This is a genomic window from Streptomyces sp. S.PB5, from assembly GCF_030403745.1.
Lineage (GTDB): Bacteria > Actinomycetota > Actinomycetes > Streptomycetales > Streptomycetaceae > Streptomyces.
Genome location: NZ_JAQMWP010000008.1, coordinates 83,118 through 109,765, shown reverse-complemented (window position 1 = coordinate 109,765; position 26,648 = coordinate 83,118). Strand labels below are relative to the sequence as shown.

The window sequence follows — 26,648 nt, the reverse complement described above, 5'->3', positions numbered from 1 at the left end:
CCCTGAGCCGCGCCTGTGGGGGATACGTCCGTGTCGACGAGGCCCGGCCGCGTCAGCGGTCCTTGCCGTTCGTGTCGACGCTCGCGCTCGCGTGTGTCGGCAGTATCACCGTCACCGTCAGCCCTTCGCCCGGTGCCGTCAGTACCGCCACGCGTCCGCCGTGTGCCTGGACGACTCCCTGCACGATCGCCATGCCGAGGCCGCTGCCCGCGCCGCCGCCGGCGCGGAAGAAGCGGTCGAAGATGCGGGCCGCGTCCTCCTTGCAGAGGCCGGGGCCCTTGTCCGCGACGGACAGCCGGACGAGTCCGTCGGCGCGTTCCACCCCGAGGCGTACCGGTACGTCGGGGGCCGTGTGGGTGCGTACGTTGGCCACCAGGTTGCCCAGGACCTGCCGCAGCCCCGATTCGTCGGCGTGCACCAGGAGCGTCCCGTCGGCGCCGACGGTGATCGGGCGCTCGGGCTGCTGTATGCGCAGGTCCTCGGCCGCGTCGCGGACCAGGCGGCTCAGGTCCACGTTCCGGAAGCGGAGGTCGGGCTGCTGGTCGAGGCGGGCGAGGGTGAGGAGTTCGTCCACGAGCCGCCCCATGCGGTCCGCCTCGGCCATGACCCGCGCCCAGGCCCGCTTGCGCTCGGCCTCCTCGCGCAGCATGCCCTTGTCGTAGAGCTGGAGATAGCCGCGTATCGCGGACAGCGGGGTGCGCAGCTCGTGCGAGGCGTCGGCGACGAACCGGCGCAGCTGGGCCGCGCTGCGCTCGCGCGTGCGGTACGCCGACTCCACCTGCTGGAGCATCGAGTTGAGGGAGACCCGCAGTTGCTCCACCTCCAGCGTGGCCTCCCGGCTGGACGGCACCCGACGGGTCAGATCCCCTTCGGCGATCGCCGAGGAGGTCTCCACCATGTCCTCCAGCGGCCGCATCCGGCGCCGCACGCTGAACATCGTCAGACAGGCCAGCAGCGCCAACAGCAGGGTTCCGATGGCGAGATCGAGTCGCAGCGCCTTGGCGATGCCCTTGTGGACGGCCTCGGTGGAGGTGGCGAGCAGGATGTACGTGCCGTCGGCGAGCACCGTCGCGGTCGCCCGGTAGGCGTCGCCGCGCACCCGGACGTCGTGCGGCTCGACGTCGCCGGCGAGTGCGCGCGGGTCGTCCACGGCCGCCGCGAGGTCCTTCTGGACGCCGCTCGGGGTGAAGCCGGCCAGCGCGACCGTCCCGCCGCGCTCGTCGACCGCGGTGAGGATCTGGTCGGGCCGCGCCTCCCCCTCGTCCGGGTCGTCCTGCTGAAGGAACCGCTCACGCACGATCGCCAGCTTGCTCAGCCCGTCGATCGTCTCCAGGGTGAGCTGCGAACTGCCCAGCGAGTTCCGGGTCTTGGTGAGTTCGGAGTCGATCTGGTCCAGCAGGTAGTACCGCATGCCCATCACGCTCACCGCGGTCGCCGCGACGATGCCGAGGAGCAGCAGCGCCACATTGGCCAGGGTGAGCTGGACGCGCAGCGAGTGGATGCCGCGCCTGCCGCCGAACCTCATGCCAGCCCGTATCCCACACCGCGCCGGGTGGTGATCACCGGCGGTCCCAGCGCGTCCAGCTTGCGCCGCAGATAGCTGATGTAGGTCTCCACGACGGTCGATTCGGCGGGGTTGTGCTCGTACTGCCAGACGTGCCGCAGGAGCTGCTCCTTGGGCACGATCCGCCCGCCGTTGCGCACCAGGAAGCGCAGCAGCGCGTACTCGGTGGGGGTGAGCTCCACGGAACGCCCCGCGCGGTGCACGCTGTACGTCGTCTCGTCCAGCTCCAGATCGCCGTACGTCAGCGGCGGTCGCTGCGGCAGCACGTCCGCGGGACGGGTGCGCCTGAGGACGGCCGTGATCCGGGCGACGACCTCGTCGATGTTGAACGGCTTGGTGATGTAGTCGTCGCCGAAGCCGAGGGCGCCGACGATCTCACCCGGCGCGTCGCGCGCGGTGACGAAGACCAGCGCCATCTCCGGCCGCTCGGCGCGCAGCTGCCTGCCCAGGGCGCGGCCGTCGCCGTCGGGCAGCATGACGTCGAGCAGCGCCACGTCGGGCCGGGTGCGCTCGATGAGCGCCCTGGCCTCGCGGAGGGTGCCCGCGGTCATCACCTCGAAGCGGTGGTAGCGCAGCGCGATGGCGAGGACGTCCGCGATGCTCTCCTCGTCCTCCACGATCAGCACGGTGCCTGGAGCCGTCGTCATGCCCCCAGTATCGGCGGGCCCACTGACAGTCGGGCGGGTTCCGTGCTTTGGAGTTCCTTGAGAGTCGGTCGTATCCGGTGTCCACGCCCGCGCGCCGCCGCCAATGCTGTTGCCCAGGACCTGGGGGACCAACCGACGACCGACTGGAGAGTGTTGAGCGTGGCGGCATTGGCACGGTGGTGCTATCGGCACCGGCTGGTGGTCCTGTTGCTGTGGGTGGGGGCCGTGTTCGGTCTGGGCTTCGCGGGTTCGGCCGCGGGCACGGACTACGCGAACGAGTTCTCCCTCCCCGACACGGACTCCAAGCGCGCGTACGACCTGATGGAGAAGGCCTTCCCGCAGAGCGCGGGCGACACCGACACCGTGGTGTGGAAGGTCGACGAGGGCTCCGTACGGGACGAGTCCGTACGGTCCCGGATCGAGCCGGCGCTGAAGGAGATCGGCGCGATGAAGGGGGTCGGTGAGGTCACCAACCCCTACGCCGCGAACGGCGCGGCCCAGGTCAGTGAGGACGGGCGGATCGCCTACGCCCAGGTCACCTTCGTGGAGCAGGCCAACGCCGTACCGAAGGAGCTCGTCGAGGACGTCGTCGACACCGCGCAGGCGGCCGAGCGCGACGGACTCCAGGTCGAGCTGGGCGGCCAGGCGATCACCCGGACCCAGGAGCCGCCGACCGGTCTGGCCGAGCTGGTCGGCATCGTCGCCGCGGCGGTCGTGCTCTTCCTGGCCTTCGGCTCGCTCTTCGCGATGCTGCTGCCCCTCGTGGTCGCGATCGCGGCCCTCAGCACCGGGCTGATGGCGACCTCGCTGCTCAGCCATGTCACGGACGTGCCCGAAGTCGCCCCGCTGCTCGGCTCGCTGATCGGCCTCGGCGTCGGCATCGACTACGCGCTGTTCATCGTGACCCGGCACCGGCGGGGCATCCTGCGCGGCATGAAGCCCGAGGAGTCGGCGGTCACCGCCCTGAACACCTCGGGGCGCGCGGTGCTGTTCGCGGGCGGCACGGTGTGCATCGCGCTCGCCGGAATGCTGGTGATGAACATGCGCTTCCTGGACGGCGTGGTCATCGCGACCTCGCTGACCGTCGTCCTGAGCGTCCTGGCCGCGGTCACCCTGCTGCCCGCGCTCCTCGGCTTCCTCGGCATGCGTGTCCTCAGCCGCCGCCAGCGGCGCAGGCTGGCCGCGACGGGACCGGAGCCGGAGCACACGAGCGGCCTTGCGGCGCGCTGGTCGGCGTACGTCGAGAAGCGGCCGCGCGCGGTCGCCGGGCTGGCCCTCGTGGTCATGGTGATCCTGGCGCTGCCCGTGCTGTCGATCCGGCTCGGCGCCACCGACCAGGGCAACCACCAGGAGTCCACGACCACCCGGCAGGCCTACGACCTGCTCGCCGAGGGTTTCGGTCCCGGCTTCAACGGCCCGCTCCAGGTGGTCGTCTCCGAAGGCGACGCCCAGGGTCTGGTCTCGCGTATCGAGTCCACCGAGGGCGTGGCGCAGGTGGCCGCCGTACCGCCCGCGAACGGCGTCACGCTGATCCAGGTCGTCCCGACCACCTCACCGCAGTCGGAGCAGACGGACCAGCTGATCGACCGGCTGCGCGACGACGTGATCCCCGCCTCGGGCGCCGAGGCCCATGTCGGCGGTGTCACCGCGGTCTTCAAGGACTTCGCGTCGGTGACGGGCGACCGGCTGCCCTACTTCATCGCGGCCATCATCACGCTCGGCTTCCTGCTGCTCCTGATCGCCTTCCGCTCGCTGGTGGTCCCGCTGACCGCCGCCCTGATGAACCTGATCGCGGCGGCCGCGTCCTTCGGTGTCCTGGTCGCGATCTTCCAGTGGGGCTGGGGCACGGAGCTCCTCGGCATCGGCAAGGAGGGCCCGATCACGGCGTTCCTGCCGGTCATCATGCTCTCGCTGCTGTTCGGCCTCTCGATGGACTACCAGGTGTTCCTGGTGAGCCGGATGCACGAGGAGTGGGTGCACACGCGTGACAACGCGCGCGCGGTGCGCGTCGGCCTCGCCGAGACCAGCCGCGTCATCAACTGTGCGGCCCTGATCATGATCTGCGTGTTCAGCGCCTTCATCCTCAGCGGTGACATGGAGGGCGCGATGGCGGGCATCGGCCTCGCCGCCGCGGTGGCCCTGGACGCGTTCATCCTGCGTACGGCCCTGGTGCCGGCCGCGATGCATCTGCTCGGCACGTCCAACTGGTGGCTGCCGGCCGGGCTGGAGAAGCGGCTGCCGCATCTCGCGGTGGAGCCGAGGGAGGAGGCCGTCGCCCAGGTCGCCGAGGCCGACGGCGGCCCCGCGTCGGCCGTGCACGGCTTCGTCCGGGACACCGACGGCGAGCCGGTCGCGGGCGCGGCGGTCACGTTGCTGACCAAGGGCGGTCGCCAGCTGGACCGGGTGGTGTCCCTGGCCGACGGTTCGTACATCGTCTCGGTCCCGGCCCCCGGCACGTATCTGCTCGCGGCCACGGCGTCCTCGTACGCCTCCCGCGCGGGGCATGTGGTGGTCGGCGAAGGCCCCTTGGTGCACGACGTCGAGCTGGCCGAGGGCGAGGTCGACGCCGTCAATTGAGGTGACTAGGGCTTCCTGCCGGGGTCCGGCATCATCCTCGTCATCCCCGGCAGGAAGTCCGTGAACAGCTCGTGCACCTCCCGCACGAGCGGCCGCAGCACCCGGAACCGGGCGAGCGCGACACCGCGCGCGGTGAGCCGGGCCCCGCGCTCGGCGAGCCGGTAGCTCCGCTCGCGCCCCTCGGTCCGGTCGAAGATCCAATAGAGCACGAGCCCCATCTGCGAGAGCCACATCAGCTCGGGCAGAACGTCCCGCAGATCATCCGGCACCTTGGTCCTCGTACCGGCCAGCACCGCGCGGTGCACGCTGATCGCCTCCACGCGCGCGTGCTCCGACTCGGGGGAGAAGGGGCTGAGCGGGCTGTCCGGGTCGGCGGCGTTCTTGAAGAACTGCACCGCGAACTCGTGGTACGGCGTGGCGATGTCCAGCCAGGTCCGCAGCACACCCGCGAGCCGCGCCTCCAGGTCGGTCTCCCGCTCCAGGACCTCCCGGACCGCCGTCTGGTGCTCGGCGGCGATCCGGTCGTAGAAGCCCTGGATCAGGTGCTCCTTGCCCTCGAAGTAGTAGTACGCGTTCCCGACGGAGACCCCGGCCTCCTTGGCGATGGCCCGCATCGTCGTCTTGTCGTAACCGCGCTCCTGGAACAGCCGCATGGCCGTCTCCAGGATCAGAGCGCGGGTCTGCTCGGACTTGGTGGGCTCGGTTCTGGTGGGCGTACCGCCCTTTTCGGTGTTCGCGGGCACGGCGAAGAGCCTAGTCAGTGGCGCGGGCACCGCTGTCACGGCGTCGGCGTCCTGATCGCGTCCGGCACGTGGGTGTGCCTATGGCCGGCGCCCGAGTTCCGGACGCTTGCTGTAGTCCGTGAAGCCGAGGATGTTGCCCCAGGGGTCGGAGATCTCGACGGTCCAGCCGGTGGCCGCGGAGAAGGGCTCGTCGAGCAGTGCGATGCCCGCCGTGCGCAACTCCCGTGCCGCCACGCGCGCGTCCGGCACTTCGAGCCACACGCGCGGGGAGGGCCAGGCCGACGGCCGGTGCCCGAACCCGCCCTCCCGCAGCAGCTCCTCCTGCCGCAGCAGGATTCCTGGTGTCTCGCCGCCGACCTTCAGCAGCGCGATCCCGGCCTCGTCCAGCCGGAACGCCACCGCGAACCCGGCGCGTTCGTAGAAGCCGACGGCCTCGCCGAGGTCTCCCACGGGCAGCAGGACGTTGTCGAATCCGAGCAGTTCGTACGACTGTTCATCTGACATGCCATCAGATTAGGTGTGGAGACGGTGGTTGCGGGGTGGCGTTTCCGCGGGGTCACTCATTGGGCCGAGAAGGGGCGGCTTCCGTCGGTACGCTGAGCCGTCGTCAGTGCCGTGGGGCGGAGGGGGCGGGAATGGTTCCGGGAACAGAGGCCTTCCACGACGAAGTACGAGCGGCCTTCGCGGACGTCGCCGGGAGACTGGGCCTCGACGGCCCCGGAGAGGGGGAGCGGGACCGGCATCTCGCCGTCGCGACCTACACGGGCTCCGGCGTGCGCTATCAGGTCGTCCTCGGGCTGTGGGACGGCGACGTCGAGATACACGCCTGCCGCGACACAGGTCTGACCGAGTGCAAGGTCGGCATCGGGAAACTGGCGGTCGCCGCGGGGGTGGCCGGGGGCCGGGTGTCGTTCGGTGCGCGGAGCCTGCGGCAGCTTCGGAAGTCACTGGCGGAGCAGGTGCGTTGTCTGGAGCTGGTGCATCCGCTGGTGTCGGGAGAGCCGGGGCCGGCCGTGGAGTTGATGCGGGCGGCGGGGGCGCGGGAGTGGCGCAGGCCTGCGGTGCGGTGAGGCGGCCGGGCGGGCGGTGAGGCCTGCGGTGCGGCCGGCCGGACGGTGGCGCCGGGGAGGACCGGGGGCGGGGAGGACTGAGGCCGCGGCCGGGTCGGCATCCGGGGCCGGTTCGGGAACCGGGTCCGGGGGGCGTTGTCAGTGGTGGATCGTACTGTCGACGGCATGGGAATCGCGACGTTCGTCGACGAGACGACAAGCGGTGGCCGCAGTGACGGCTGGGGGCTGGAGATCGCCGAGGAGCGGCTCAGCGTGCGGGAGCTGATCCGGCGCCGGGTCTTCCAGGAGGTCGCCGAGTACAACTCCCGCACGCCCGAGGTCTTCCAGGGGCTGGTCCAGCCGGACGACACTGAGCGGGTTCTCAACGGCTACGCCCTGCGCACGCCCCGGCGGATGGACCCCGAGAAGCAGACGGCGCTGGCCCTGAAGGCGTTCGCGGGGGAACGGCTTCCTGGTGCTGGTCGGGGACCGGCAGATGACCGAGCTCGACGAGGAGATCGAGCTGGGGCCCGGGACCGAGGTCACGTTCCTGAAGCTCGTTGCACTGGTGGGGGGATGACGACGGGGCACGTCCAGCGGTTCAAGGACCTGATCCGGGCCGACACGGAGATCACGGACCCGACGACCCTGAGCCGGCTGTGGAACGGCGGCCGGATTCACGCGTCCACGCCGTCCCTGACCAGCTCCAGTGCCACGGCGGCGCGCGGGTCCGCGAGTTCGGCGGCGAGGCGTCCGGTGCGTCCGGCGTCGGCGGTCACCGAGGCGGGCGTGGGCGGGAGACGGAGCAGCAGGGTGCGGCGGAGGTGGGTGGGAGGGTGCGTGGCGTCGACACTGTGGCCGCGGCGGGCGCTGACGCGACGGCGGCGTTCGTGCTCGGACTCCGGGACTGAGCGCAGATGGGTGGCGAGCGCCTCCCACAGCCCCTCGGCGTCCTGCGCGCTCACCCGCGCCGAGCCGCGCATCCGCCGGGCGTTGACCTCTCGGTACAGCGTCGTCTCGATGGACTCCGCGACCAGGAGCTGGTCCATCAGTCCGGCCGCGGCCTCGGAGGAACCGACCCGGGCCGCCGCCGCGTCGGCGAGATACTCGCTGCGCTGGGAGGCCCGCGTGGTCAGGAGGTCGAGCAGCAGCACCACACCGGTGATCAGCCAACGGGGGACGAAGTAGAACAGGTTGACGACGTACTCCGCCCCGGACGGCCGCTCGATCGGGGACAGGTAGTAGTGCCACGTGGTCAGCGACCCGTAGGCCGTGCCCACGACCATGCCGTGCCGGGTGTCGCCGTGGGTGAAGTGGCCGAACTCGTGGCCCAGGAGGGCGATCCGCTCCTGCGGGGACAGCACCTCCCACAAGGGCAGCCCCAGCGTGAGCACCCGACGGCGGACGCCGAGATGCGTGACGCTCGCGTTGGGCTGCCCGTCGAGGACGATGACGTCCACGCCACGGGTGCCGAGGGCTACCGCGACCTCGTCGACCAGGGCGTACAGCTCGGGTGCGGCGGTCCTGGACACGGTGTGCGCGCCCGCGGGCAGCCGGTTCAGTCGCGGGCGGAGCGTCACCGCCACACCCAGCAGGAACAGCCCGGCCACCATGCCGAAGCCGCCCCAGCCGCCGATCACGAACCACAGCCCGCCCGCGAACAGGGCCAGGGTCACCCCGTGCACCAGCAGCGCGACGGTGTACGCCAGCACACCGGCCGCCGACCGTCCAGGACGCTCGCGCTCCGGGCGTCCGGCCGCGCCGGCCAGGTCCTCCAGCAGCCGTTCGCCGTACCGCTGGGCCATCCGGCGCCGCCGCCGCTCCAGCCTGCCCTGCTTCCGCCGGTCCGGCCCCTGCGGATCCACGTTCCAGTCACAGGCCGCGCACCACACGGTGAACCGGCGGTCCCCACGGATCTCCACCCCGCACTGCGGGCACGGCTGGACGACCTGCTCCTCGACGGCACGCATCGGCGCACCCTCCCCCTCCTGGCAGCCCCTCCCCAGAGGCTGCTGTGTACATGGCGGGGGCAGTTGATCACAGCCGCACGGGCCCGGCCAACCCCGTAGGCCGCCTGCGCCCCGGCGTCACTTGCCGCAGCCACCCACCCGCCGAGTACTCACGACGATGTCGTCGAGCCGGATGTCGTACGACGACGGGTCCGGGTCGGCCTGGTACAGCTGCCAGCCGAGCTTCAGCTTCTCGAAGTCCGGGAACACGAAGTCGTCGCCCGTACCCCCGTGTTCCTTCGTGGACACGGTCAGGTCGGTCTGCTCGACCCGGTCGAAATAGACGGTCACGCGGTTGTCCGTGGCGTCCAGATGGAACTCGACGCACTGCCAGGTGCCGGCGACGGCTGGTGCGGAGGTCTTCCACGAGGTCCAGTCGCCGGTGGGCCCGAGATCGGAGCCGACGCCCCAGAAGTTGCCGTGGTCGGTGGGGGCGTACTGGCCGCCGAGGGGGCGGACGAGGGTGGGCGAGTCGGACCCGGAGGCCTCGGCGATCGTCCAGTGCGCCCAGTCGGGAGCGATGGGGAACGCGTCGACCCGCAACCGCATGCGCGCCCAGAAGCTGTTGCCGGGTGGCGCGAGCTGGTCGAACACGAGGAAGGCCCGTCCGTTGCCGTCGGTGTGGACCCGGAGCTCACGCCCCTGACCACCGGAACCGGCCACGACACTCAACGATCCGCCGGCCGTGTCGGCGGTCCACCCGCGCCCTGAGGTGACCGGTCCGAGGGGGAGCCGGTCGAAGGTCTCGCGGGCGAGCGTCCGGTTGTGCGGGTGCGGGGTCGCGGAGGCGGAAACGGGGGGTATCGCGAGCAGTACCGCCGCCGCGGCGGAGAGAGCAGCTGCGGTTTTCCTCAGGAGCGCCATGAGGAGCAGTCTGCAACAACAGCCTCACAACTCACGGAAACCACTGCGGAGTTGACTGGTGAACGCCCTTCCCCGTCCTGATCGAGTTCCGGCCCGCCCTCGGCTCCACTTGACACCGCGCTCCATACTGAACAGCGCTCAGGGGAGTTTGGGGAGGAGCGGGCTTCGTGCGACGGGTGCTGTCGGTGCACTTCGTGCCGTGCGCGCTGTTCGTCGCGGGGGTGCTCGCGCTGGTACGGACGGGGAGCTTCTCAGGGCGGAGCGACTGGGGTGCCGTATGGCCGGAGCGGCCGGCGGACATGTTCGAGGTGTCGGCGACGGTCGGCGTCTGTGCGTCTCTTCTCGGCTTACTGCTGCGACCGTTCCAGGTGCGGGCGGTTCGAGTACTGGAGGGTTACTGGGACAGATGGCCGGTCACAGCCGGTCTTGCGGGAGCCTTGGCTCGAATACAGCGCGCGCGCTGGCACGGACTGCGGAAGAAAGCCGACAGGACCGGTGGTGGGGACACGGCCTGTCGGGTGAGGGCCGACGCCCGCCGCCGCCTGGCGGCCCGCCCACCCGCAGAGATTCAACTCCCCACAGCGCTCGGCAACGCCCTACGCGCGGGCGAGTTGACCGCAGGTGAACGCTACGGCCTGACGACACTGACCTCGTGGCCGCGCCTCTACCTTCAGGTTTCCGACCGTATGGCGGAGATCCTCCGTTCCACGCGCGACGTGCTCGACACGGCTGTGAACCTCTGCTGGGCGTTCCTCGCTCTGACCACGTCGGGCGCCACGGCCTTGTACGACGAACCGTTCGTCTGGTGGTGGTGTGGTGTCGGCATCGCCCTTGCAGCGGTGGCGTACAAGGGCGCGGTGACGGCAGCACAGGCATACTCCGGCCTGATGCATGTCGCCTACGATCTGCACCGCTTCGATCTGCTCGAGGCACTCCACCTGCCGCTTCCGCCGGACTCCGACGTCGAGGAAGCGACCTTCCGCCGGCTCTCCGGACTGTTCGCGGACATGGGGCCTTTCGAGCTGTCGTACGAGCACAGGACGACAGACCGGGGCCGGGTTGCGGACGATGGCGACGAACTCGGCTGAAGCTCAGTGGGTGGTCGGTGCTGGTGGTGTCCACCAGGGCTGCAGCTTGGGGACCCACTGGTCCACGTCTTCCGGCTTGGGGCAGTGGGCGAGGAGCCACTCGGGCCAGCCGTCGAAGCGGCATGGCCGGTCTTCTGACGAGTGGCGCTGCAGGGCGACTCGTTTGTGCCGCGCCGGACGGTCGTACTTTGTGTTCAGGTACTTCTTCAAGGTCTCGCCGTTGTCCTGGGCCGCCTTATCGTAGGCCTCCTGAACGGTGGGCCGGCGGGCGTTCTTCGGGACGTCGGTCTGCCCGCCGGCTTGCCACGGCAGATCTGTATCGCAGTCGGGGCAGGGCATTCCAGGGGGTGTCAGGCCGGGAAGTACGGCATCTGCGCCAAGTGCAGCATGCTTCCTCCGGATGGGCTCGGTGAAGGTCAGGGCTTCTTGCGGACTATCCAGATTCCGTCGGCGATGGTGCCGATGAACACGATGGCGGCGGCTGTCCAACGAGCCGGTGCTTCTTCGCCGCCGTCGGGCGGCACTAGCGACGCGGCGACACCCGCTCCGAGAAGCAGGGTGCCGACGTTGTAGGTATGAACCGCAGGGGTCAGGCGCGAGCGCCAGATGCGCCTGGCATCGGTGTACTCCTCGCGCATGCGCTTCTCTGTCGCGGTCGCTTTGGGCAGACCGTCGTAGTGATCCTTGACCTCCGAGTAGGTGAACAGATACACGCGCGCGTTGTATGCGAGTTGCATGCTGAAGATCAGCGTCATAGCCGTAATGACCAAGAGGATGAGCGTCGCCCCCGGCCAGCGGAAGGCGGTGTCAGCACCGGCGACCACTCCGGCGAGGGACAGCGCCGCAGCAGTGAGCAGGGGCGCGGCCACGAAGTGCGCTTCTTTCGAGGCTCCGCCGTAGCCGAGTTGAGGGGCGCGGTCGCCCTCGTCTGACGATCTCGACCCTTCCTCGGTCACGCTTCCCTCACTGTCCCGTGGCCGACACCGGCTCTCGGCTCGCAGTGTGACGCGGGAAGGCCTGCTTCAGTAGTAGGCAAATCACGCCAAAAACACCAGAGGGCCCCGTTCCCGAAGTGACGGAAACAGGGCCCTGAGGCAGGACTTCGAAGCTCAGAACCGCCGCGTGATCAGCGCCTTCTTCACCTCGGCGATCGCCTTCGTGACCTCGATGCCACGGGGGCACGCGTCCGTGCAGTTGAAGGTGGTGCGGCAGCGCCACACGCCGTCGCGGTCGTTGAGGATCTCCAGGCGCTGTTCGCCCGCCTCGTCACGGCTGTCGAAGATGAAGCGGTGGGCGTTCACGATCGCGGCCGGGCCGAAGTACTGGCCGTCGTTCCAGAAGACCGGGCAGGAGGAGGTGCAGGCCGCGCAGAGGATGCACTTCGTCGTGTCGTCGAAGCGCTCGCGGTCCTCCGCGGTCTGGAGGCGCTCGCGCGTCGGCTCGTTCGTGTCCTTCGTGATGAGGAAGGGCATGACGTCGCGGTACGCCTGGAAGAACGGCTCCATGTCGACGACCAGGTCCTTCAGGACCGTCAGGCCCTTGATGGGCTCGACCGTGATCGGCTTCTCGGGGTTGATGTCCTTGATGAGGGTCTTGCAGGCAAGACGGTTCTTGCCGTTGATCCGCATCGCGTCCGAGCCGCAGATGCCGTGGGCGCAGGAGCGGCGGAAGGTCAGGGTGCCGTCCAGGTCCCACTTGATCTTGTGGAGGCCGTCGAGGACGCGCTCCTTGGGGTCGATCTCCAGCTGGAAGTCTTCCCAGGTCGCCTCGGCCGAGATCTCCGGGTTGAAGCGGCGGACTCGGAACGTGACCGTGATGTACGGAGAGGCCGCGGACTCCGCCTCGACCTTGTCCAGAACAGGGGTTGCCATCAGTACTTACGCTCCATCGGCTGGTAGCGGGTCTGGACGACCGGCTTGTAGTCGAGACGGATGGACTCGGTGCCGTCGTCGCCGACCTCGCGGTACGCCATGGTGTGGCGCATGAAGTTGACGTCGTCGCGGTTCGGGTAGTCCTCGCGGTAGTGACCGCCGCGGGACTCCTTGCGGGCGAGCGCGGAGACCGCCATGACCTCGGCGAGGTCCAGGAGGTTGCCGAGCTCGATCGCCTCCAGCAGGTCCGTGTTGAAGCGACGGCCCTTGTCCTGGATCGCGACGTTCTTGTAGCGCTCGCGCAGCTCCGCGATCTTCTCGACCGCCGTCTTGATCGTCTGCTCGGTGCGGAACACCATGACGTTGGCGTCCATGGTCTCCTGCAGCTCCTTGCGGAGCACGGAAACCCGCTCGGTGCCCGTCGAGTTGCGCAGTCGCTCGACCTGCTCGACCACGAACTCCGCCGGGTTCTCCGGCAGTTCGACGAAGTCGGCCGTGTGGCTGTACTCGGCGGCGGCGATGCCCGCACGACGGCCGAACACGTTGATGTCCAGCAGCGAGTTCGTGCCCAGACGGTTCGCGCCGTGCACCGACACACACGCGACCTCGCCGGCCGCGTACAGACCGGGGACGACCGTCGTGTTGTCGCTCAGGACCTCACCCTCGACGTTCGTCGGGATGCCGCCCATCGCGTAGTGCGCGGTGGGCTGGATCGGGATCGGGTCCGTGTACGGCTCGATGCCGAGGTAGGTGCGGGCGAACTCGGTGATGTCCGGGAGCTTCGCGTCCAGCTGCTCCGGCGGGAGGTGCGTGAGGTCGAGGTAGACGTGGTCGCCCTCGGGGCCACAGCCGCGGCCCTCACGGATCTCCGTGTAGATCGACCGCGAGACGACGTCACGGGACGCGAGGTCCTTCATGACCGGCGCGTACTTCTCCATGAAGCGCTCGCCGTCCTTGTTGCGGAGGATGCCGCCCTCACCACGGGCGCCCTCCGTCAGCAGGATGCCCATGCGCCAGATGCCGGTCGGGTGGAACTGGAAGAACTCCATGTCCTCCAGCGGCAGACCGCGCCGGTACACGGCGGCCTGGCCGTCGCCCGTCAGCGTGTGCGCGTTCGACGTCACCTTGAAGAACTTGCCGGTGCCGCCCGAGGCGTAGATGACCGCCTTCGCCTGGAAGACGTGGATCTCGCCGGTCGCGAGCTCGTACGCCACCACACCGGCCGACTTCTTGACGCCGTCGACCTCGGTGATCAGCTGGTCGAGGACGTAGAACTCGTTGAAGAACTCCACGCCCTCCTTCACGCAGTTCTGGTACAGCGTCTGGAGGATCATGTGGCCGGTACGGTCGGCCGCGTAGCAGGACCGGCGGACCGGGGCCTCACCGTGGTTGCGGGAGTGACCGCCGAAGCGGCGCTGGTCGATCGTCCCGTCGGGCGTCCGGTTGAACGGCAAGCCCATCTTCTCCAGGTCGAGGACGGCGTCGATGGCTTCCTTCGCCAGGATCTCGGCGGCGTCCTGGTCGACCAGGTAGTCACCGCCCTTGACCGTGTCGAAGGTGTGCCACTCCCAGTTGTCCTCCTCCACGTTGGCCAGCGCTGCGGCCATGCCGCCCTGCGCGGCGCCCGTGTGGGAGCGGGTGGGGTAGAGCTTCGTGAGCACGGCGGTACGGCTGCGCTTCGTCGACTCGATCGCGGCGCGCATGCCGGCGCCGCCCGCGCCGACGATGACGGTGTCGTACTTGTGGATCTTCATCAGGAATTCCTCAGCCCCGTGCCTAGCGGATGTTCGGGTCGAAGGTGAAGATCACCAGCGTGCCCAGCAGGATGGTGAACACCGTGGCGGTGTAGAGCAGGCCCTTCAGCCACAGCCGGGTGTTCGCGCGCTCCGCGTAGTCGTTGATGACCGTGCGCAGGCCGTTGGCGCCGTGCAGCATCGCGAGCCACAGCATCAGCAGGTCCCAGACCTGCCAGAACGGGGACGCCCAGCGGCCGGCCACGAAGGCGAAGCCGATCTTCGACACACCGCCGTCCAGCACCAGCTGGATCAGCAGGTGGCCGAGGACCAGGACGACCAGCACGATGCCGGACAGCCGCATGAACAGCCACGCGGCCATCTCGAAGTTGCCGCGGGTCGAGCGCGGGGTCTTCTTGGTGCGCTTGCGCGGGGCCTCGATGAGGGGGGCCGGGTTGTCGACGCTGTAGAGGGACTCGCCCTCGACGGGGCCGACGCCCGAGACGTCAGCGGTCTTCTCAGTAGTAGACATGTGCGTCAGCTCCCGAACAGTTCACGAGCGGCGTGGCCGAGGACGGGGTAGATCGCCCCGATCATCAGCACGACCCACAGGCCGACGACCGACCAGAGCATCTGCTTCTGGTAGCGCGGGCCCTTCGACCAGAAGTCGACGGCGATGACGCGCAGGCCGTTCAGTGCGTGGAAGAGGATGGCGGCGACGAGGCCGTACTCCAGGCACGCGACGAGCGGGGTCTTGTACGTGGCTACGACCCTGTCGTAGTCCTCGGGGGAGACACGGACGAGAGCGGTGTCCAGCACGTGAACGAACAGGAAGAAGAAGATGAGGACGCCGGTGACTCGGTGAGCCACCCAGGACCACATTCCTTCCCGGCCGCGGTACAGCGTTCCAGCCGGCACGGAAGTCCCTCCGGGAGCGGGGATTGGGGCCGCCGGCTTGTGCTGTCGGTCTGGCCCGGCCGGGTACGGTCCTCCGGCCCCCAGCATCGTAGCGACGTGTTGTCGGGATGCTTACAGCGGCCCAACCGATGTGATCAAAGTTGCACGGGCGGGCCACCGGGATGGGTGAGCCGTTCCAGCAGGCGGCCCTTTGCCAGGCGCCGCAACTCCTCCGCCGCCACCACCCGCTCCTCCTCCGGATCGTTTGTCAATCGTGACCGGATTCCGGCCAGTACGTGGTCCAGGGCCTCGCCCGCGGACAGTCCGTCCAGGCAGATGACGAACGAGTGGCCGAACTTGGCCTCGTATGCGGCATGTGCGGCGTCCAGGGCCATATGGGCCGCCCCGTACGTACCGTCCGGCAATGACGGCAACGTCTCTCCCGCCAATGCCTCCGACAAGTCCCCCGGGGACAGGTCGTACGCCGCCTCGTCCGACGCGGCCTGCAGGGAGTCCAGGTCCGGGTAGGGGCGGTGGTCCGCCACCCGGCGGGCCCAGCGGAGGCTGCGGAGGCAGGTGAGGAGGAGGTGGTGGACGTCTTCTGGGGACGCGGTGTTGAAGGCGTCCAGCAGGTTCGGCGACCGTGGGGTGCGGGTCTGCTCGGGCAGGGCCGGTATGGCGACTCGGCCGGGAAGGTGTGTGGGCGTCACGTGTGTTTCGGCAGGGGAAGCTGTGTGAGGTGTTGCGTCACGTTATCGAGAGTGGGCGTGACGTGTCCGACCATTGCCCGAATTTCACTCGAACGGCAGAGTTTCGGAACGCCTGGTGGACACTTCCGGCCACCCGTCATGCCTAGGTTGGGGTCGTGAGCCAGCACAGGCGCCGGCCGTCGGCGCGCAAGGCACGGCAGGTGAGGACCCGGGTGCTCGTCGTCACGGCGCTGGCCGTGACGGTCGGGGCCGGGGTCGGGCTCGGGCTGTGGGCCTCCGGCGACGGGGGCGACGACAGCGGGCCGACGGGATCGGCGGTACGCCAGCCCTCCGCCGGCCGGTCCAGCAGCGAGCCCGGTGCCTCACCACAGAAGGGCACACCGACGCCCACTCCCACCCGGACCTACCCCCTCTCACAGACCCCGCGCACCATTCCCGCCGTACAGGCGCACACCCCGGAGCGCGGACCCGGCTGGCGGCCGAGGAGCGGGGCGCGGGTCGTCGTGAACGACACCGAACTGGCCGACGAGGGGCGGCTGGTCGCGGGGGAGCTGGGGCTGACGTACGCGGGGGTGAAGGCGGACGGCAGGGACGGGGATCTGCGGCTGACCCTCGGTGCGGAGACGAAGGGCGACCCGGAGGCGTACACCATGACCGTGCGCGGTGGGCGGGTCACCGTCAGCGGGGCCGCCGACTCCGGTGTCTTCTACGGGACCCGCACCCTCAAGCAGGCCGTGCACGGCGGGGGTACGGCGCCGGAAGGTGTCGTACGGGACGCGCCCGCCAAGCCGGTGCGCGGGTTCCTCCTCGACACCGCTCGCAAGCACTTCAGTGCGGGCTGGATCGAGGAGCGGGTGCGGGAGCTGGGGGATCTGAAGTTCAACCAGCTGCAGTTGCACTTCTCCGACGACCAGGCGTTCCGGATCGAGTCCGACTCGCATCCCGAGATCGTGGCCCCGCAGCATCTGACCAAGGCCGAGGTCAGGAAGATCCTCAAGGTCGCGGCCGAGCGGCACATCACCGTCGTACCGGAGATCGATTCGCCCGGGCATCTGGGGGCCGTGCTGGCCGCGCATCCCGAGCTGCAGCTGAGGAACATGTCCGGGGTCCCCGTTCGCGGGGCGATCGACATCTCCAAGGACGCGTCCGCGCAGATCGTCGACGATCTGCTGAACGAGTACGCCGGACTCTTCCCCGGCGGGCCCTGGCACCTCGGTGGTGACGAATACCGGGCGCTGATGGTGAGCAGCAACCCCGAGGCCTCGTACCCGCAGCTGGCCGCGGCCGCGAAGGAGGCCTACGGCGCGGGCGGGACCGTCGCCGATCTCACCACCGGGTGGCTCAACGACCGCGCCGCCACCGTCCGCGCGCACGACCGGACCCCGCGGGCCTGGAACGACGGCTTCTTCGCGGACACGTCCGTGCGGCCCGACGCCGACATCCAGGTCACCTACTGGACGGGCAAGGAGATCGGGGCGCGGCAGCCGGTGGCGTATCTGAGTGCGGGGCGCGAGGTGATCAACTACAACGACGAGTTCCTGTACTACGTCCTCGGGCAGCCCAACAACTTCGTCTATCCGACGGGGGAACGGATCTACGCACTGTGGACGCCACGGGTGCTGCGCGGCACGACCGCGGTCCCGGCGAGGTACGACGACCAGATCCTCGGCGGGGCCTTCGCGGTCTGGTGCGACCTCGCCGGTTCCCAGACCCAGGAGCAGGTCGCGGCCGGGGTGCGGATGCCGCTCAGGGCGACGGCCCAGAAGCTGTGGGACGCGGACCGGCCTCCGCTGTCCTGGACGGACTTCAAGGCACTGGCGGACCGGCTGGGCTGAGGGTGACGAGTGGACGTACGGGGTCGGTGAACCGTATGTTCCGCTAGCCGCGCGTGAGGCTCTGGGGAGGGCCGGGCGCGGCGTTCTCGTCAGTTCCGTATTCGGGGGGCAGCCTCACCATGATCGAAAATCCGCACGCCCGGTTCGACGCCGCACCGACCGCCTGGCTGCGGTCGCCGATCGGGCTCGGGTGGGCCGCCGTCGCCGGGCTCGGCGCGGTCATCGCGACCGACCTGTTCGCGGTCTACGCCGATGTCGTCATGTACGACGTCACCGGCGACCTCGCGGGTGGCGGCCACGGCGCCGCCCTCATCGGGCGGGCCGACCGGGCGGACCGGCTCTTCGCCGTCGCCGGCGTCGTCCAGACGGTCGCGCTGCTCACGGCCGCCGTCCTGTTCCTGTGCTGGTTCCACCGGGTGCGGGTCAACGCCGAGGTGTTCGACCCGTTCGGCCACAGCAAGAAGCGGGGCTGGGCGGTCTGGGGCTGGCTCGTGCCGATCGTCAACCTCTGGTTCCCGCGCCGGATCACGCTGGACATATGGGCCGCCAGCACCCCCTGGGGCGCGGTGCGGTCGCAGGGGCTGGTCAACACCTGGTGGGCGTTCTGGATCATCTCGCTGCTCTCCGGCCGGGCCGCCCAGACCGCCTACCGCCGGGCCGAGACCGCGCCGGAGATCCAGGACGCGGCGGGGCAGATGCTGTTCTCCGACGCCGTCGACATCGTGGCCGCCGCGCTCGCCGTCGCGGTCGTGCTGCGGCTGACGCGGATGCAGAACGAGAAGGCGCACCAGGGAGCAGCCCCCGTACCCGCCTGACGTACCCGCCCGATAGACCCGCCCGATATACCCGCCCGATATGCCCGCCTGACGTACCGGATTGTCCGATCCGGCTGCGAACTGCCGTACGGCTGTGGTGTATTCGGCCCCGAGCCGCAGCCGAGACGCCGGGGGGAGCCGGAAATGGGCTACTGGGGGTATTACGTCGTGGGCCGCAGTGCGCGGCCGCTCGCGGAGCTGGACGCGCTGGCCGGGGCCGAGGGGCTGAGCCTCAGCATGGAGGCGCCCGGCGGATGGCAGGTGTGGGAGTACCCGAGCGGGGACGGGGACGTCGGGTCGATGAACGCGCTGGCCCGGGAGACCGGGGCGCCCGCGCTGTTCGGGTACGTCATGGACAGCGACTGTGTGGTCGTGGAGGCGGCCGGGCCGGAGAGCGGGGCCTGGACGACCTGTTTGGCGCGGGCCGCGATGGCCAAGTACCTCGGCGCCGACGACGAGGGCCCCACGCTGGAGGACTACTTCCTGGAACCGCGGGACGCCGCCGAGCGGGCCGCCGCCTGGGCCGAGGAGGCCGGGCACGTGGTCGAGGCGGACGTCCTGCTGGACGTACTGACCGCCGAGGCCGACCCTTTGGCCGAAAACCTCTTCTTCCGGCTGCTCGACCGGCTCGCTGTGGTGCCTCTGTGACACTCCGGCCCCGTCGCACGCAGTAAGGGGAAGTGCGGGCTCCGTAAGGGAAGACCGCAGGCGAGGGAGGCGTGGATGAGTCTGGTGGAGCTGATCGCTCAGGCCGACGAACGCGGACTGGCCGCCAGCGGGTTGGCTTGTTTGGATCGGTGCGTGCCGCTGCTGGGCGGTGACGACGAACTGCTGCGGCCGCTGTGGGCGAGCCTCGCCGACACCGGCGACTGGGCGGCAGGCCTGGAGGCAGCGCGCGGCAAGCTCGGGGGCGGGGAGGACCCGGCCGAGGACGAGGCCGCCGTGCTGGCCCGCCGCATGCTCGACGCCGCGCCCGCCGTGCCCGACGCCGGAGAGGTGCGGGTCTGGGCCGACGCCTGCTCCGTCGCCTCCCTCCAGATCCACCGCATCCTCGACCCCGCCGTGGGCGACACCGCGGTCGACGGCTGCCGGGAGGGCCGTACGGAGGGGGTGCCGCCGCTGGTCGCCGCGGAACTGCGCCGCCAGATCACCGTCCTTGAGGTGCTCGCCGGGCATGGCACGGCCGGGCTGCGGCGGGCGCTGGAGGTGTCCGTGGAGGGGCGACGCGTGCTGCGGGCGGTGGTGTCGCGGCGGGCTCGGGGGCGCAGTTGACGCACGGGTGCGGCCGCGGTCCCCTCATGTCGTCCCTCATGCCATCCCTCAAGTCACCAACCACTTCACCACCGCGTCCCCGTAGTGCGCGGTCTGGCCGTAGAACGCGGTGAGGTCGCGGTGGGCGGCCGCGAACGCGCCGTGCACCTCCGGTTCGGCCTCCGGGCCGCCGTACGGCTTCAGCAGCAGGTCGCGGGCGTCCAGCCACAGGTCGTCGAAGTCGGCGGCGGTGAGATAGGCGGCGACCCGGGTCGCCTGGGCCGCGGTCAGCAGCAGGAAGGGCGGCAGGGACGGGTCCGGATGGGGCATCGGGCGGCCGCCGAGGACCACTTGGGCGCGGGGGCCCTCACCGCCCTCGGTGCCGGCGTAGAGGAGTTCGTGGTCGAGGTAACCCTTGTCCAGGACCTCTTCCCGGTGGCGGCCGATCCGCTCGCGTACGGCGTCCCAGTCGTCCTCGAAGAGCTTCTCCAGCCAGGCCGGGCTGTTGCGCAGTGCGGCGGGCGGTATGGCGCGGAAGTGGAAGTACATGCTCATCAGTGAGAGGAGCGCACGGGGACGGCCAACCGTCACTCCCGGGCAAAGTGCGCACCTGAGAGCGTTGTGTGGCCGTCGTGCGGCGGAGGTGGGGCGGTCCTGCGCCGGTCTCGCGGAGCAGGCCGGAAACGGGTGACGATCGGGCGTGCCGGCACGCTTTTGGAGATGTGACGACACAGCAGATGACCAGGCCCTCGGCGGCGACGAAGCCGATGCGGTGGGCGGCGGACGCGGTGGCGACGATGCGTGAGGGCGCGCGGGTCCGGCTCGACTACTCCGCGCAGAGCCTGTGGCGCGTCGACCGCATGATCGAGGACCTGCGGCGCGAGGGCACGCCGTACGGTGCCGTCGAGGCGGTGCTGCGCGGTTTCGGGGCGTACGCCGGTGAGGTGATCGTCCGTCAGTCCGGCGCGGAGTGGTGGGCGAGCGGGGGCGACCACTGGATCCGGACGCCGGACGGCAAGCTGTGGGACCCGATCGACGAGGCGCGGCGGGGGTTCGCCGGGCACGGGTCGTTGCGGCTGCTGTGCCGGGACGCGACCGGAGCGGGGTACGGGGCGCGGTGAAAGGCCGGGAACCGGCTGGGGGTCCCCACACCTTTAGGGCAGTGGGGGAGGGGCATCACCACGTTCCCCCTGGCCTTCGGCGGTCTGCTGCTGCTCGGCGGGCGGGTCTCCGACCTCGTGGGACGCCGTACCACCTTCATGGTCGGGCTGCTCGGTTTCGCCGCCGCCTCCGCGGGCCCTCCAGGTCGGCCGGGCTGGTACTGACCCTGCTGGCGGGCGGAGTCGTGCTGCTGGCGGCGTTCGGGCTGTGGCAGCGAAGAGAGCCGGACAAGAGGAAACGGCCGGGGTCCCATGCAGTGGGTGGGGCCCCGGCCGTCGGCGTTCGGCCTGGTGCGCAGGCGTCTTCGGCCTCGCGCGCAGGCGTCTTCGGGCGGGTTACGGCGTCAGGACCTGCCCCAGTCGCGCGTCCGTCGGTGTACCCAGGGCCGTCTTGCTGTAGATCACCGCATCCGCGTACCCCAACCCCGTGCTGTTGCTCGGGAGATGGAGGAGGATGCCGTCGCCGGTGTCCTCGTTGTCGGCGCCGAAGGTGAGGTCGGCGCGGCCGTAGCCGGACAGGTCGCTCAGGGAGACCGTGGAGCCGAAGCGGTCGTCCGTCTCCGTGGAACCGGGGATGCCGGCCGTGTCCTGGGAGATGCCGATCGAGCCGGTCCCGGTGAGGCCGGACGACGAGCCCTTCACCAGGATCGCGTTGCCCGCGTTGGTGCGGTTCACCCCGTCGCGGACCAGGTCCTCGCCGGGGGCGCCGGCGAGGGCGTCCGCGTAGCCGTCGGCGTTGTAGTCGCCGACCGAGACGGAGGTGCCGAAGGCGTCGCCGGACTCGTTGCCGCCCGGGACGGAGGCCGTGTCCTGGTGGACCACCGTCATTCCGGTGGTGGTGAAGCCCGTCGACGTGCCCGGGACCATCGTGATCTGACCGCCCGAGACGCCGCCCGACTCGGAGGCCACCGGCTGGCCGATGACGATGTCGTCGTAGCCGTTGCCGTTGACGTCACCGGCCGCGATGGACCGGCCGCCCTTGACCGAGATCACGCCGGCCTTGGTCAGGCCCGTCGCCGAACCCGCGAAGCGGACCACGCGGCCGATGCCGCCGGTGTCGCGGTAGTTGAGGGCGACGTCGGCGTAGCCGTCCCGGTTGAAGTCGCCGGTCGCGGCGGCCAGGTAGGCGACCGCGCCGGTGGCGGAGGTCAGCGTGCCGTACTGGTACCTGCCGGCGCCGAGACGCACGTTCCAGTTGCCGCCCTTGCCCGCGCCCGCCGCGAAGACGTCCGCCTTGCCGTCGCCGTTGAAGTCGCCGACGGTGACGGCCGAACCGAGCTTGGCGCCCGTCGCCGTGATGCCCGAAGTGCTGTACGAGAAGCCGGTGTCGAGCGCCGGGCCGTACATCACCGTCACATTGCCGCGGTCGGTGCCGACCGTGTCGTCCTCGCCGGGGGAGCCGATCGCGAGGTCGGCGTAACCGTCGCCGTTGACATCGCCCCAGGCGGTGGCGGCACCGAAGCCGTCACCGGTCTCGGTGGAGCCGGGAACCCCCGCGCTGTTCTGAGTGAGCGTCACCTTGCTTGCCGTGACAGGCCCGTTGACGCTGCCCGGCACCACCTTCACCGCGTTCGCCTTCGGTACGCCCGCGACCAGGTCGGTCACGCCGTCCCGGTTGTGGTCGGAGGTGGCGAGGGCGTGCGAGATGCCCGGTGTCTTCGCGAGCGCCGCGATCCGCGACAGCTTGGAGTAGAGGTTGGCGCCGGGGCAGGCCGTGGCGTTGGTGTCGCGGTGCCCGAAGACGCGCGGCAGGGTGATCGAGCTGCCCTTGGCGACCTTGTTGCCGTCGACGCCCGCGTCACTGCCGGAGACCAGGGTGACCTTGCCCGTCGGGTCGATGCCGTACATCCCGAACTTCCACGCCACGATCCGCGCGATGGCGTCGAGCGCGGCCTTGCTCGGCTTGGCCGACTCGTAGTTGCCGAGGTAGGAGATGCCGACCGTGTTGGTGTTGAACCCGACGTCGTGCGCGCCGATCACCGGCAGGTCCATGCCGCCGCTGCGGCCCTCGAAGATCTGGCCGCACTTGTCGACGACGAAGTTGTAGCCGATGTCGTAGTAGCCGCGTGCGAAGTGCTCCTGCTGGATGGAGCGCATCCGGGCCCGGGACTCCGCACAGGACAGGGTGTTGTCGCTGTCCATGCCGGTGTGGTGGATGACGGCGGCCTTGATCTCGGCGCCGTAGCCGGGGGTGCCGTCGTAGTCGGTGGACGCGCCCCACTCGGCCTGGGTGATGACCGGCGGCTTCACGACCGTGGAGGGGCGCGGGGCCGGGACGGTGGAGGTGGGGGAGGGAGAGGCGGAGGCGGACGGCGAGGTCGACGCGGAGACCGATGCCGATGCCGATGTCGACGGCGATGTCGACGGGGACGTGGACCCCGTGGGCGACGCGGACACCGATTCCGTGGGTGACCCTGAGGCCGACGCGGACGGTGTCGTCGTCTCCGCCGCGAACGCCGCCGGTTCCACCCCGCTGCCCGCGGGATCCGTACCGGGGTCGAGGAGCTTGACGTCCATTCCGGCCGGCTGTCCGCCCGCCTCCGTGCCGTCCGCGTTCACGACCCGCACCTCGACGCCGTCGGAGGCGCCGGTCCACAGCGACTCCGTGCCGCCGCGCAGCGCGGCCCGCTCACCCTCGGCCCCGTCGGCCTGGCTCGGCTCGTCCTGGAGCTTCTGCCAGCCGGACCACTTGCCGGACCCGGCGTCCCGGGTGCGCACCTCGGCCGTGCCCGGGGACTTGGCCTCGGGGTCGTCCCAGGTCACGAGGACCGCGCTGAACGGGTCCGTCTCCCGCTTGTCGAGCCCCTTGCGGCCCGCGCCCTCGCTCTGGAGCCGGACCGTGTGGATGACGGGCGCCCGGCTCCCGGCCCTGCCGTCGTCGGACTGCGCGCTCGGATCGGCCATGGCGTACGTGGCGATTCCCGCGCCGCTCAGGAGGACGGCCCCGGCGGTCAGCCAGGCCCGTCTCCTGAGACTCAGCGGTTTGTACGCACGGCTGCTGCGAGGACTCAACTACCCCACCCCTGGAAACGGAACTCGGTCGTATCGGCTGCCACTCGGACAGCACTTACAGACAGCGCGCAGCTTTGGCCAAACATCACGCGTTCCGTCACGCCCGACGTACGAGAAAACAAAAGGTTGCGCGCGGCCTATGGGGTTCCTGTGTGGGGATCGCCACGCCCAGGACGCGTGATGTTCCAGGGTCGCCATCCGCTGGGACAGCGGGGAGTGCATGTCGAGCGAAGGGGTGGGGCCCATGGAGAAGCAGGCCGAACGGGTGCCGTGCGCGAGTGGGATGCGGACGACGGCGGCGGAGTTCGTCGCCCGGGTCACCGCCCGCAACCGGCTGCCGCTGGACTACTCCGTGAACAGCCTGCGGGTCGTCGACTTCCTCGTCGACGGCCTGCGCAAGGGCGGCGCCGACCGGGACCGGGTCCGCGAGCCGCTCCTCGCCCTGGGCGCCTACGTCGGTGAGGTGCTGGTCCGCCGCGCGGGCGCGGTCTGGGTCGACCTGGACGAGACACAGCGCGCGTACTTCGCCCAGCCCGTCGGCGTCCGCATGCCGGACGGCCGGGTCTGGAACCCGCTCGGCAAGGTACTCAACCGCTTCGAGTCGGGCACCCCCGAGGAGTCCCTCCAGACCTTCTACCTGACCCTCCACGGGCGGACCCGCAGAAGGAACGCGGCCTGATGGAGACCGTCGACATCGCCTACGGCACGGGCCGGCACTCCGGTGCCGCCCTCGGCCCGACCGGCCCCGCCGAGGCCGTCGTGGCGCAGGGCGACAAAGGCCGGTGTCGGCAGACCGTCGCCCAGGTCCCCGACGGACAGCGGGACATGCTGATCCGGCACCGGGCGGAACCGCGGGAAAGGCGGAACGTCCCATGACCAGGCCGTGGGCGCGGTGGATCCGGGGAAGCCCGCCGCGCCCTCGGCCATCCCCGTGGCTGCCGGGGCGCAGTGACACTTCTGTGCAGCCAGGCGCTGTTGACCGTGGGGGATTCCCCGCAGGAGCGCTCATGCCGTACGGCATGAAATCGCCACCAACCGGTACGGACGAGGACAGTTCTTGGGTCGAGGAGGGGAACCCCGCCGCGTACAGGCGTACGACGGGGAGCTTGGCGCGGCCGTCGCGCGGGCCCAGGAAGGCGACGAGGCCGCGTTCGCCGTCGCGTACCGGCTCGTGCAGCCCGGGCTGCTCGGCTATCTGCGCGGGATCGTGGGCGACGACGCCGAGGACGTGGCCTCCGACGCCTGGCTGGAGATCGCCCGCGACCTCGGCCGGTTCAAGGGCGACGGCGCCGGATTCCGGGGCTGGAGCGCGACCATCGCGCGGCACCGGGCCCTCGATCATCTGCGCCGGCAGAAGGTGCGGCCCCGGTCGGCGGCGCTGGAGCAGGACGTACTGGAGCTGCCGGGCCCGCACAGCACCCACGACCAGGCCCTGGAGTCCATCTCCACCGACCACGCCCTGGAGCTGGTCCGGGGGCTGCCGCGGGACCAGGCGGAGGCCGTGCTGCTGCGGGTGGTCGTGGGCCTCGACGGCCCCGCCGCCGCGCGCGTCCTCGGCAAGCGGCCGGGCGCCGTGCGCACCGCCGCGTACCGGGGGCTGAAGCGCCTGGCGGCTCAGCTGGGCGTCGAAAGTGTGACGGATGACGACTCCCCAACGCTGGGGGAGTCGAAATGAACAACGCCGGAGCGAACGACGCCGGAACCAGAGACGCCGGAACCAGAGACACCGGAACGGCCGACGCCGGAGCGGACGACGGCGGAACGGACAACGGCGACGGCAGGCCGGACAGGGCCAGGGACAGGGACAGGGACGGGAACTGACATGGGTGAAAGGCAGAACGACGGCGGGGTCCCCGGCCGTCGGCGTGTGCACCCTGGCGGCACCGGCTCCCCGAACGCGCCCGAGACCGCGGCCGGACTGGAGTCGCTGCTCGCCGCCGCCATGCGCGAGGACCGCACCGGCGGCGCGGGCGAACAGCGCGCCGTGGACGCGTTCCTCGCCGCCCGTGACGCCGGCGCGCACCGCGCCCGCACCCGCCGCCGGGACGACTGGCGCCCCAAGGAGCAGCGCCGCTCCCGCTCACTGCGGGTCACCCTCTCCGTGGCCGTGGCGAGCGTCACCCTCGGCGGTGTCGCGGTCGCCGGCATCGGCACGGTCGGCTCGTCCTCCGACTCCGACCAGGGCAAGCACCCGGCGGGCCCGCGGACCTCCGCCCCCGTCCGGTCGAGCGCCGCCCCCTCCACCGGTACCCCGTCCGAGAAGCCCGACCGCCCGGTCACCGCCCAGGACACCGAGGCCCACTGCCGCGCCTACGAGCAGGTGCAGGGTCGCGGCAACGCCCTGGACTCCACCGCCTGGCAGCGGCTGGTCGAGGCGGCGGGCGGCGAGGGCGATGTCGCGGCGTACTGCGCACAGCAGCTGGGCCAGGGCCAGGGCAAAGCCACGGCCACGGCCAAGCCGGACACTCCGGAGGCCCCCGGGGCGCAGGAGAACAAGGGCGCGGACAAGAGCGAGGACAAGAGCGCGGAACAGGCCGACAAGGCCCCCGGCAAGAAGAAGCAGTAGTCCCTCGGGGCCACAGGCCCGCCGAGACGTCCGCCAAGGGCCAGGGCAACCCGGCCGGGCGTGCACCCCTGGCCCGAAGGAGCCGTGGCCCCCGTTCGGTCCGGTCCGCGTGCGGAGACCTGAGCCGCGGAGACGGCCGGGGCCGCCACCCCCCACAGGAGAGGCCCCGGCCGTCGCGCGGCACGGGCCGCGCGGCGGCCCGTACTTCCTACAGCGCCGCGGATGCGTTTTCTGTCACACCGGGGGAGTACCCGGCC

28 protein-coding genes are annotated in these 26,648 nt (G+C 70.7%); 13 read left to right on the top strand and 15 right to left on the bottom strand.

Going from position 1 to position 26,648, the window contains the following annotated elements; translation table 11 throughout:
* Nucleotides 1-52: 52 nt before the first annotated feature.
* Entirely contained in the window at nt 53-1,525 is a 1,473-nt protein-coding gene (locus tag PH203_RS21730) for a HAMP domain-containing sensor histidine kinase (RefSeq protein ID WP_289922013.1), read from the bottom strand.
* On the bottom strand, nt 1,522-2,211 hold the full coding sequence (locus PH203_RS21725; protein WP_289922012.1) for a response regulator transcription factor: 690 nt from the start codon (nt 2,209-2,211) through the stop codon (nt 1,522-1,524). Before PH203_RS21725 ends, PH203_RS21730 begins: the two co-directional genes overlap by 4 nt.
* A 168-nt stretch (nt 2,212-2,379) precedes the next feature.
* Here PH203_RS21725 and PH203_RS21720 point away from each other — a divergent pair, with 168 nt between their 5' ends.
* Entirely contained in the window at nt 2,380-4,788 is a 2,409-nt protein-coding gene (locus tag PH203_RS21720; protein WP_289922457.1) for an MMPL family transporter, read from the top strand.
* A gap of 5 nt (nt 4,789-4,793) precedes the next feature.
* Here PH203_RS21720 and PH203_RS21715 read toward each other — a convergent pair whose 3' ends face one another.
* Together PH203_RS21715 and PH203_RS21710 are read right to left on the bottom strand one after the other, a co-directional pair.
* Nucleotides 4,794-5,531 carry a TetR family transcriptional regulator gene (locus PH203_RS21715; protein ID WP_289922011.1) on the bottom strand — a complete coding sequence of 246 codons (738 nt, stop codon included), beginning with the start codon at nt 5,529-5,531 and terminating at the stop codon, nt 4,794-4,796.
* Between the two features lie 78 nt (nt 5,532-5,609).
* Nucleotides 5,610-6,035: a VOC family protein gene (locus PH203_RS21710; protein ID WP_289922010.1), complete on the bottom strand. Its 426-nt coding sequence runs from the start codon at nt 6,033-6,035 to the stop codon at nt 5,610-5,612.
* Between the two features lie 131 nt (nt 6,036-6,166).
* On the opposite strand from PH203_RS21710, the gene PH203_RS21705 reads away from it, so the two are divergent.
* A complete protein-coding gene (locus tag PH203_RS21705) occupies nt 6,167-6,601 on the top strand; it encodes a hypothetical protein (RefSeq protein WP_289922008.1) in 435 nt (144 codons plus the stop codon).
* Between the two features lie 656 nt (nt 6,602-7,257).
* Here PH203_RS21705 and PH203_RS21700 read toward each other — a convergent pair.
* Both PH203_RS21700 and PH203_RS21695 read right to left on the bottom strand, forming a co-directional pair.
* A complete protein-coding gene (locus PH203_RS21700) occupies nt 7,258-8,550 on the bottom strand; it encodes a M48 family metallopeptidase (RefSeq protein WP_289922007.1) in 1,293 nt (430 codons plus the stop codon).
* 117 nt (nt 8,551-8,667) lie between these two features.
* The gene (locus PH203_RS21695; protein WP_289922005.1) at nt 8,668-9,453 is read right to left on the bottom strand and encodes a hypothetical protein; all 786 of its coding nucleotides are present in this window, start codon (nt 9,451-9,453) and stop codon (nt 8,668-8,670) included.
* A 299-nt stretch (nt 9,454-9,752) separates the two neighbouring features.
* On the opposite strand from PH203_RS21695, the gene PH203_RS21690 reads away from it, so the two are divergent.
* Nucleotides 9,753-10,541, top strand: coding sequence for a hypothetical protein (locus PH203_RS21690; protein WP_289922004.1), 789 nt, complete (start codon nt 9,753-9,755; stop codon nt 10,539-10,541).
* 3 nt (nt 10,542-10,544) lie between these two features.
* On the opposite strand, the gene PH203_RS21685 is transcribed toward PH203_RS21690, so the two are convergent.
* From PH203_RS21685 to PH203_RS21655, 7 genes are all read right to left on the bottom strand, one after another.
* Nucleotides 10,545-10,880 (bottom strand): hypothetical protein, encoded by a 336-nt coding sequence (locus PH203_RS21685; RefSeq protein ID WP_289922003.1) that lies wholly within the window; start codon nt 10,878-10,880, stop codon nt 10,545-10,547.
* Nucleotides 10,881-10,957: 77 nt separating this feature from the next.
* On the bottom strand, nt 10,958-11,497 hold the full coding sequence (locus PH203_RS21680; protein ID WP_289922002.1) for a hypothetical protein: 540 nt from the start codon (nt 11,495-11,497) through the stop codon (nt 10,958-10,960).
* Nucleotides 11,498-11,650: 153 nt separating this feature from the next.
* Nucleotides 11,651-12,412 (bottom strand): succinate dehydrogenase iron-sulfur subunit, encoded by a 762-nt coding sequence (locus tag PH203_RS21675; RefSeq protein ID WP_046261720.1) that lies wholly within the window; start codon nt 12,410-12,412, stop codon nt 11,651-11,653.
* Nucleotides 12,412-14,166, bottom strand: coding sequence for a succinate dehydrogenase flavoprotein subunit (gene sdhA / locus PH203_RS21670; protein ID WP_289922000.1), 1,755 nt, complete (start codon nt 14,164-14,166; stop codon nt 12,412-12,414). The genes PH203_RS21675 and sdhA overlap by 1 nt, the downstream gene beginning before the upstream one ends.
* Nucleotides 14,167-14,188: 22 nt before the next feature.
* Nucleotides 14,189-14,677 carry a succinate dehydrogenase hydrophobic membrane anchor subunit gene (locus PH203_RS21665; RefSeq protein WP_289921998.1) on the bottom strand — a complete coding sequence of 163 codons (489 nt, stop codon included), beginning with the start codon at nt 14,675-14,677 and terminating at the stop codon, nt 14,189-14,191.
* 5 nt (nt 14,678-14,682) lie between these two features.
* Nucleotides 14,683-15,063, bottom strand: coding sequence for a succinate dehydrogenase, cytochrome b556 subunit (sdhC, locus tag PH203_RS21660; protein ID WP_266888806.1), 381 nt, complete (start codon nt 15,061-15,063; stop codon nt 14,683-14,685).
* Nucleotides 15,064-15,197: 134 nt separating this feature from the next.
* Nucleotides 15,198-15,752 (bottom strand): 2-oxo-4-hydroxy-4-carboxy-5-ureidoimidazoline decarboxylase, encoded by a 555-nt coding sequence (locus tag PH203_RS21655; protein WP_289921997.1) that lies wholly within the window; start codon nt 15,750-15,752, stop codon nt 15,198-15,200.
* A 212-nt stretch (nt 15,753-15,964) separates the two neighbouring features.
* On the opposite strand from PH203_RS21655, the gene PH203_RS21650 reads away from it, so the two are divergent.
* The 4 genes from PH203_RS21650 to PH203_RS21635 all read left to right on the top strand — a co-directional run bounded on the left by PH203_RS21650 (nt 15,965) and on the right by PH203_RS21635 (nt 19,674).
* On the top strand, nt 15,965-17,587 hold the full coding sequence (locus PH203_RS21650; protein ID WP_289922456.1) for a glycoside hydrolase family 20 protein: 1,623 nt from the start codon (nt 15,965-15,967) through the stop codon (nt 17,585-17,587).
* 119 nt (nt 17,588-17,706) lie between these two features.
* Nucleotides 17,707-18,402 (top strand): DUF4328 domain-containing protein, encoded by a 696-nt coding sequence (locus PH203_RS21645; protein WP_289921996.1) that lies wholly within the window; start codon nt 17,707-17,709, stop codon nt 18,400-18,402.
* A gap of 144 nt (nt 18,403-18,546) precedes the next feature.
* A complete protein-coding gene (locus PH203_RS21640; RefSeq protein ID WP_289921995.1) occupies nt 18,547-19,050 on the top strand; it encodes a hypothetical protein in 504 nt (167 codons plus the stop codon).
* A 75-nt stretch (nt 19,051-19,125) separates the two neighbouring features.
* Nucleotides 19,126-19,674, top strand: a complete 549-nt coding sequence (locus PH203_RS21635) for a hypothetical protein (RefSeq protein WP_289921993.1) — start codon at nt 19,126-19,128, stop codon at nt 19,672-19,674.
* Nucleotides 19,675-19,722: 48 nt separating this feature from the next.
* On the opposite strand, the gene PH203_RS21630 is transcribed toward PH203_RS21635, so the two are convergent.
* A complete protein-coding gene (locus PH203_RS21630) occupies nt 19,723-20,208 on the bottom strand; it encodes a DUF1877 family protein (protein ID WP_289921992.1) in 486 nt (161 codons plus the stop codon).
* A gap of 167 nt (nt 20,209-20,375) precedes the next feature.
* Here PH203_RS21630 and PH203_RS21625 point away from each other — a divergent pair, with 167 nt between their 5' ends.
* Nucleotides 20,376-20,774 carry a hypothetical protein gene (locus PH203_RS21625; RefSeq protein WP_289921991.1) on the top strand — a complete coding sequence of 133 codons (399 nt, stop codon included), beginning with the start codon at nt 20,376-20,378 and terminating at the stop codon, nt 20,772-20,774.
* 375 nt (nt 20,775-21,149) lie between these two features.
* Here the strand turns inward: PH203_RS21625 and PH203_RS21620 are convergent, their stop codons facing one another.
* On the bottom strand, nt 21,150-23,825 hold the full coding sequence (locus PH203_RS21620) for an N-acetylmuramoyl-L-alanine amidase (RefSeq protein ID WP_289921990.1): 2,676 nt from the start codon (nt 23,823-23,825) through the stop codon (nt 21,150-21,152).
* Nucleotides 23,826-24,069: 244 nt separating this feature from the next.
* On the opposite strand from PH203_RS21620, the gene PH203_RS21615 reads away from it, so the two are divergent.
* From PH203_RS21615 to PH203_RS21595, 5 genes are all read left to right on the top strand, one after another.
* Entirely contained in the window at nt 24,070-24,504 is a 435-nt protein-coding gene (locus PH203_RS21615) for a hypothetical protein (protein WP_289921989.1), read from the top strand.
* Nucleotides 24,504-24,701, top strand: a complete 198-nt coding sequence (locus PH203_RS21610; RefSeq protein WP_289921988.1) for a hypothetical protein — start codon at nt 24,504-24,506, stop codon at nt 24,699-24,701. The genes PH203_RS21615 and PH203_RS21610 overlap by 1 nt, the downstream gene beginning before the upstream one ends.
* Before the next feature lie 181 nt (nt 24,702-24,882).
* On the top strand, nt 24,883-25,500 hold the full coding sequence (locus tag PH203_RS21605) for an RNA polymerase sigma factor (RefSeq protein ID WP_289921987.1): 618 nt from the start codon (nt 24,883-24,885) through the stop codon (nt 25,498-25,500).
* The gene (locus PH203_RS21600; RefSeq protein ID WP_289921985.1) at nt 25,497-25,646 is read left to right on the top strand and encodes a hypothetical protein; all 150 of its coding nucleotides are present in this window, start codon (nt 25,497-25,499) and stop codon (nt 25,644-25,646) included. Before PH203_RS21605 ends, PH203_RS21600 begins: the two co-directional genes overlap by 4 nt.
* A 1-nt stretch (nt 25,647) precedes the next feature.
* Complete coding sequence (locus PH203_RS21595) at nt 25,648-26,391, top strand: hypothetical protein (RefSeq protein WP_289921984.1); 744 nt, start codon at nt 25,648-25,650, stop codon at nt 26,389-26,391.
* The last annotated feature ends 257 nt before the right edge of the window (nt 26,392-26,648 follow it).

Excerpts from the sequence above, each read along its gene's own strand:
- PH203_RS21730 (WP_289922013.1), bottom strand. The coding sequence starts at position 1,525 with ATGAGGTTCGGCGGCAGGCGCGGCATCCACTCGCTGCGCGTCCAGCTC.
- PH203_RS21725 (WP_289922012.1), bottom strand. The coding sequence starts at position 2,211 with ATGACGACGGCTCCAGGCACCGTGCTGATCGTGGAGGACGAGGAGAGC.
- PH203_RS21710 (WP_289922010.1), bottom strand. The coding sequence starts at position 6,035 with ATGTCAGATGAACAGTCGTACGAACTGCTCGGATTCGACAACGTCCTG.
- PH203_RS21705 (WP_289922008.1), top strand. The coding sequence starts at position 6,167 with ATGGTTCCGGGAACAGAGGCCTTCCACGACGAAGTACGAGCGGCCTTC.
- PH203_RS21700 (WP_289922007.1), bottom strand. The coding sequence starts at position 8,550 with ATGCGTGCCGTCGAGGAGCAGGTCGTCCAGCCGTGCCCGCAGTGCGGG.
- PH203_RS21695 (WP_289922005.1), bottom strand. The coding sequence starts at position 9,453 with ATGGCGCTCCTGAGGAAAACCGCAGCTGCTCTCTCCGCCGCGGCGGCG.
- PH203_RS21690 (WP_289922004.1), top strand. The coding sequence starts at position 9,753 with ATGTTCGAGGTGTCGGCGACGGTCGGCGTCTGTGCGTCTCTTCTCGGC.
- PH203_RS21685 (WP_289922003.1), bottom strand. The coding sequence starts at position 10,880 with ATGCCCTGCCCCGACTGCGATACAGATCTGCCGTGGCAAGCCGGCGGG.
- PH203_RS21675 (WP_046261720.1), bottom strand. The coding sequence starts at position 12,412 with ATGGCAACCCCTGTTCTGGACAAGGTCGAGGCGGAGTCCGCGGCCTCT.
- sdhA (WP_289922000.1), bottom strand. The coding sequence starts at position 14,166 with ATGAAGATCCACAAGTACGACACCGTCATCGTCGGCGCGGGCGGCGCC.
- PH203_RS21665 (WP_289921998.1), bottom strand. The coding sequence starts at position 14,677 with ATGTCTACTACTGAGAAGACCGCTGACGTCTCGGGCGTCGGCCCCGTC.
- PH203_RS21645 (WP_289921996.1), top strand. The coding sequence starts at position 17,707 with ATGATCGAAAATCCGCACGCCCGGTTCGACGCCGCACCGACCGCCTGG.
- PH203_RS21640 (WP_289921995.1), top strand. The coding sequence starts at position 18,547 with ATGGGCTACTGGGGGTATTACGTCGTGGGCCGCAGTGCGCGGCCGCTC.
- PH203_RS21635 (WP_289921993.1), top strand. The coding sequence starts at position 19,126 with ATGAGTCTGGTGGAGCTGATCGCTCAGGCCGACGAACGCGGACTGGCC.
- PH203_RS21630 (WP_289921992.1), bottom strand. The coding sequence starts at position 20,208 with ATGAGCATGTACTTCCACTTCCGCGCCATACCGCCCGCCGCACTGCGC.
- PH203_RS21615 (WP_289921989.1), top strand. The coding sequence starts at position 24,070 with ATGGAGAAGCAGGCCGAACGGGTGCCGTGCGCGAGTGGGATGCGGACG.
- PH203_RS21610 (WP_289921988.1), top strand. The coding sequence starts at position 24,504 with ATGGAGACCGTCGACATCGCCTACGGCACGGGCCGGCACTCCGGTGCC.
- PH203_RS21600 (WP_289921985.1), top strand. The coding sequence starts at position 25,497 with ATGAACAACGCCGGAGCGAACGACGCCGGAACCAGAGACGCCGGAACC.
- PH203_RS21595 (WP_289921984.1), top strand. The coding sequence starts at position 25,648 with ATGGGTGAAAGGCAGAACGACGGCGGGGTCCCCGGCCGTCGGCGTGTG.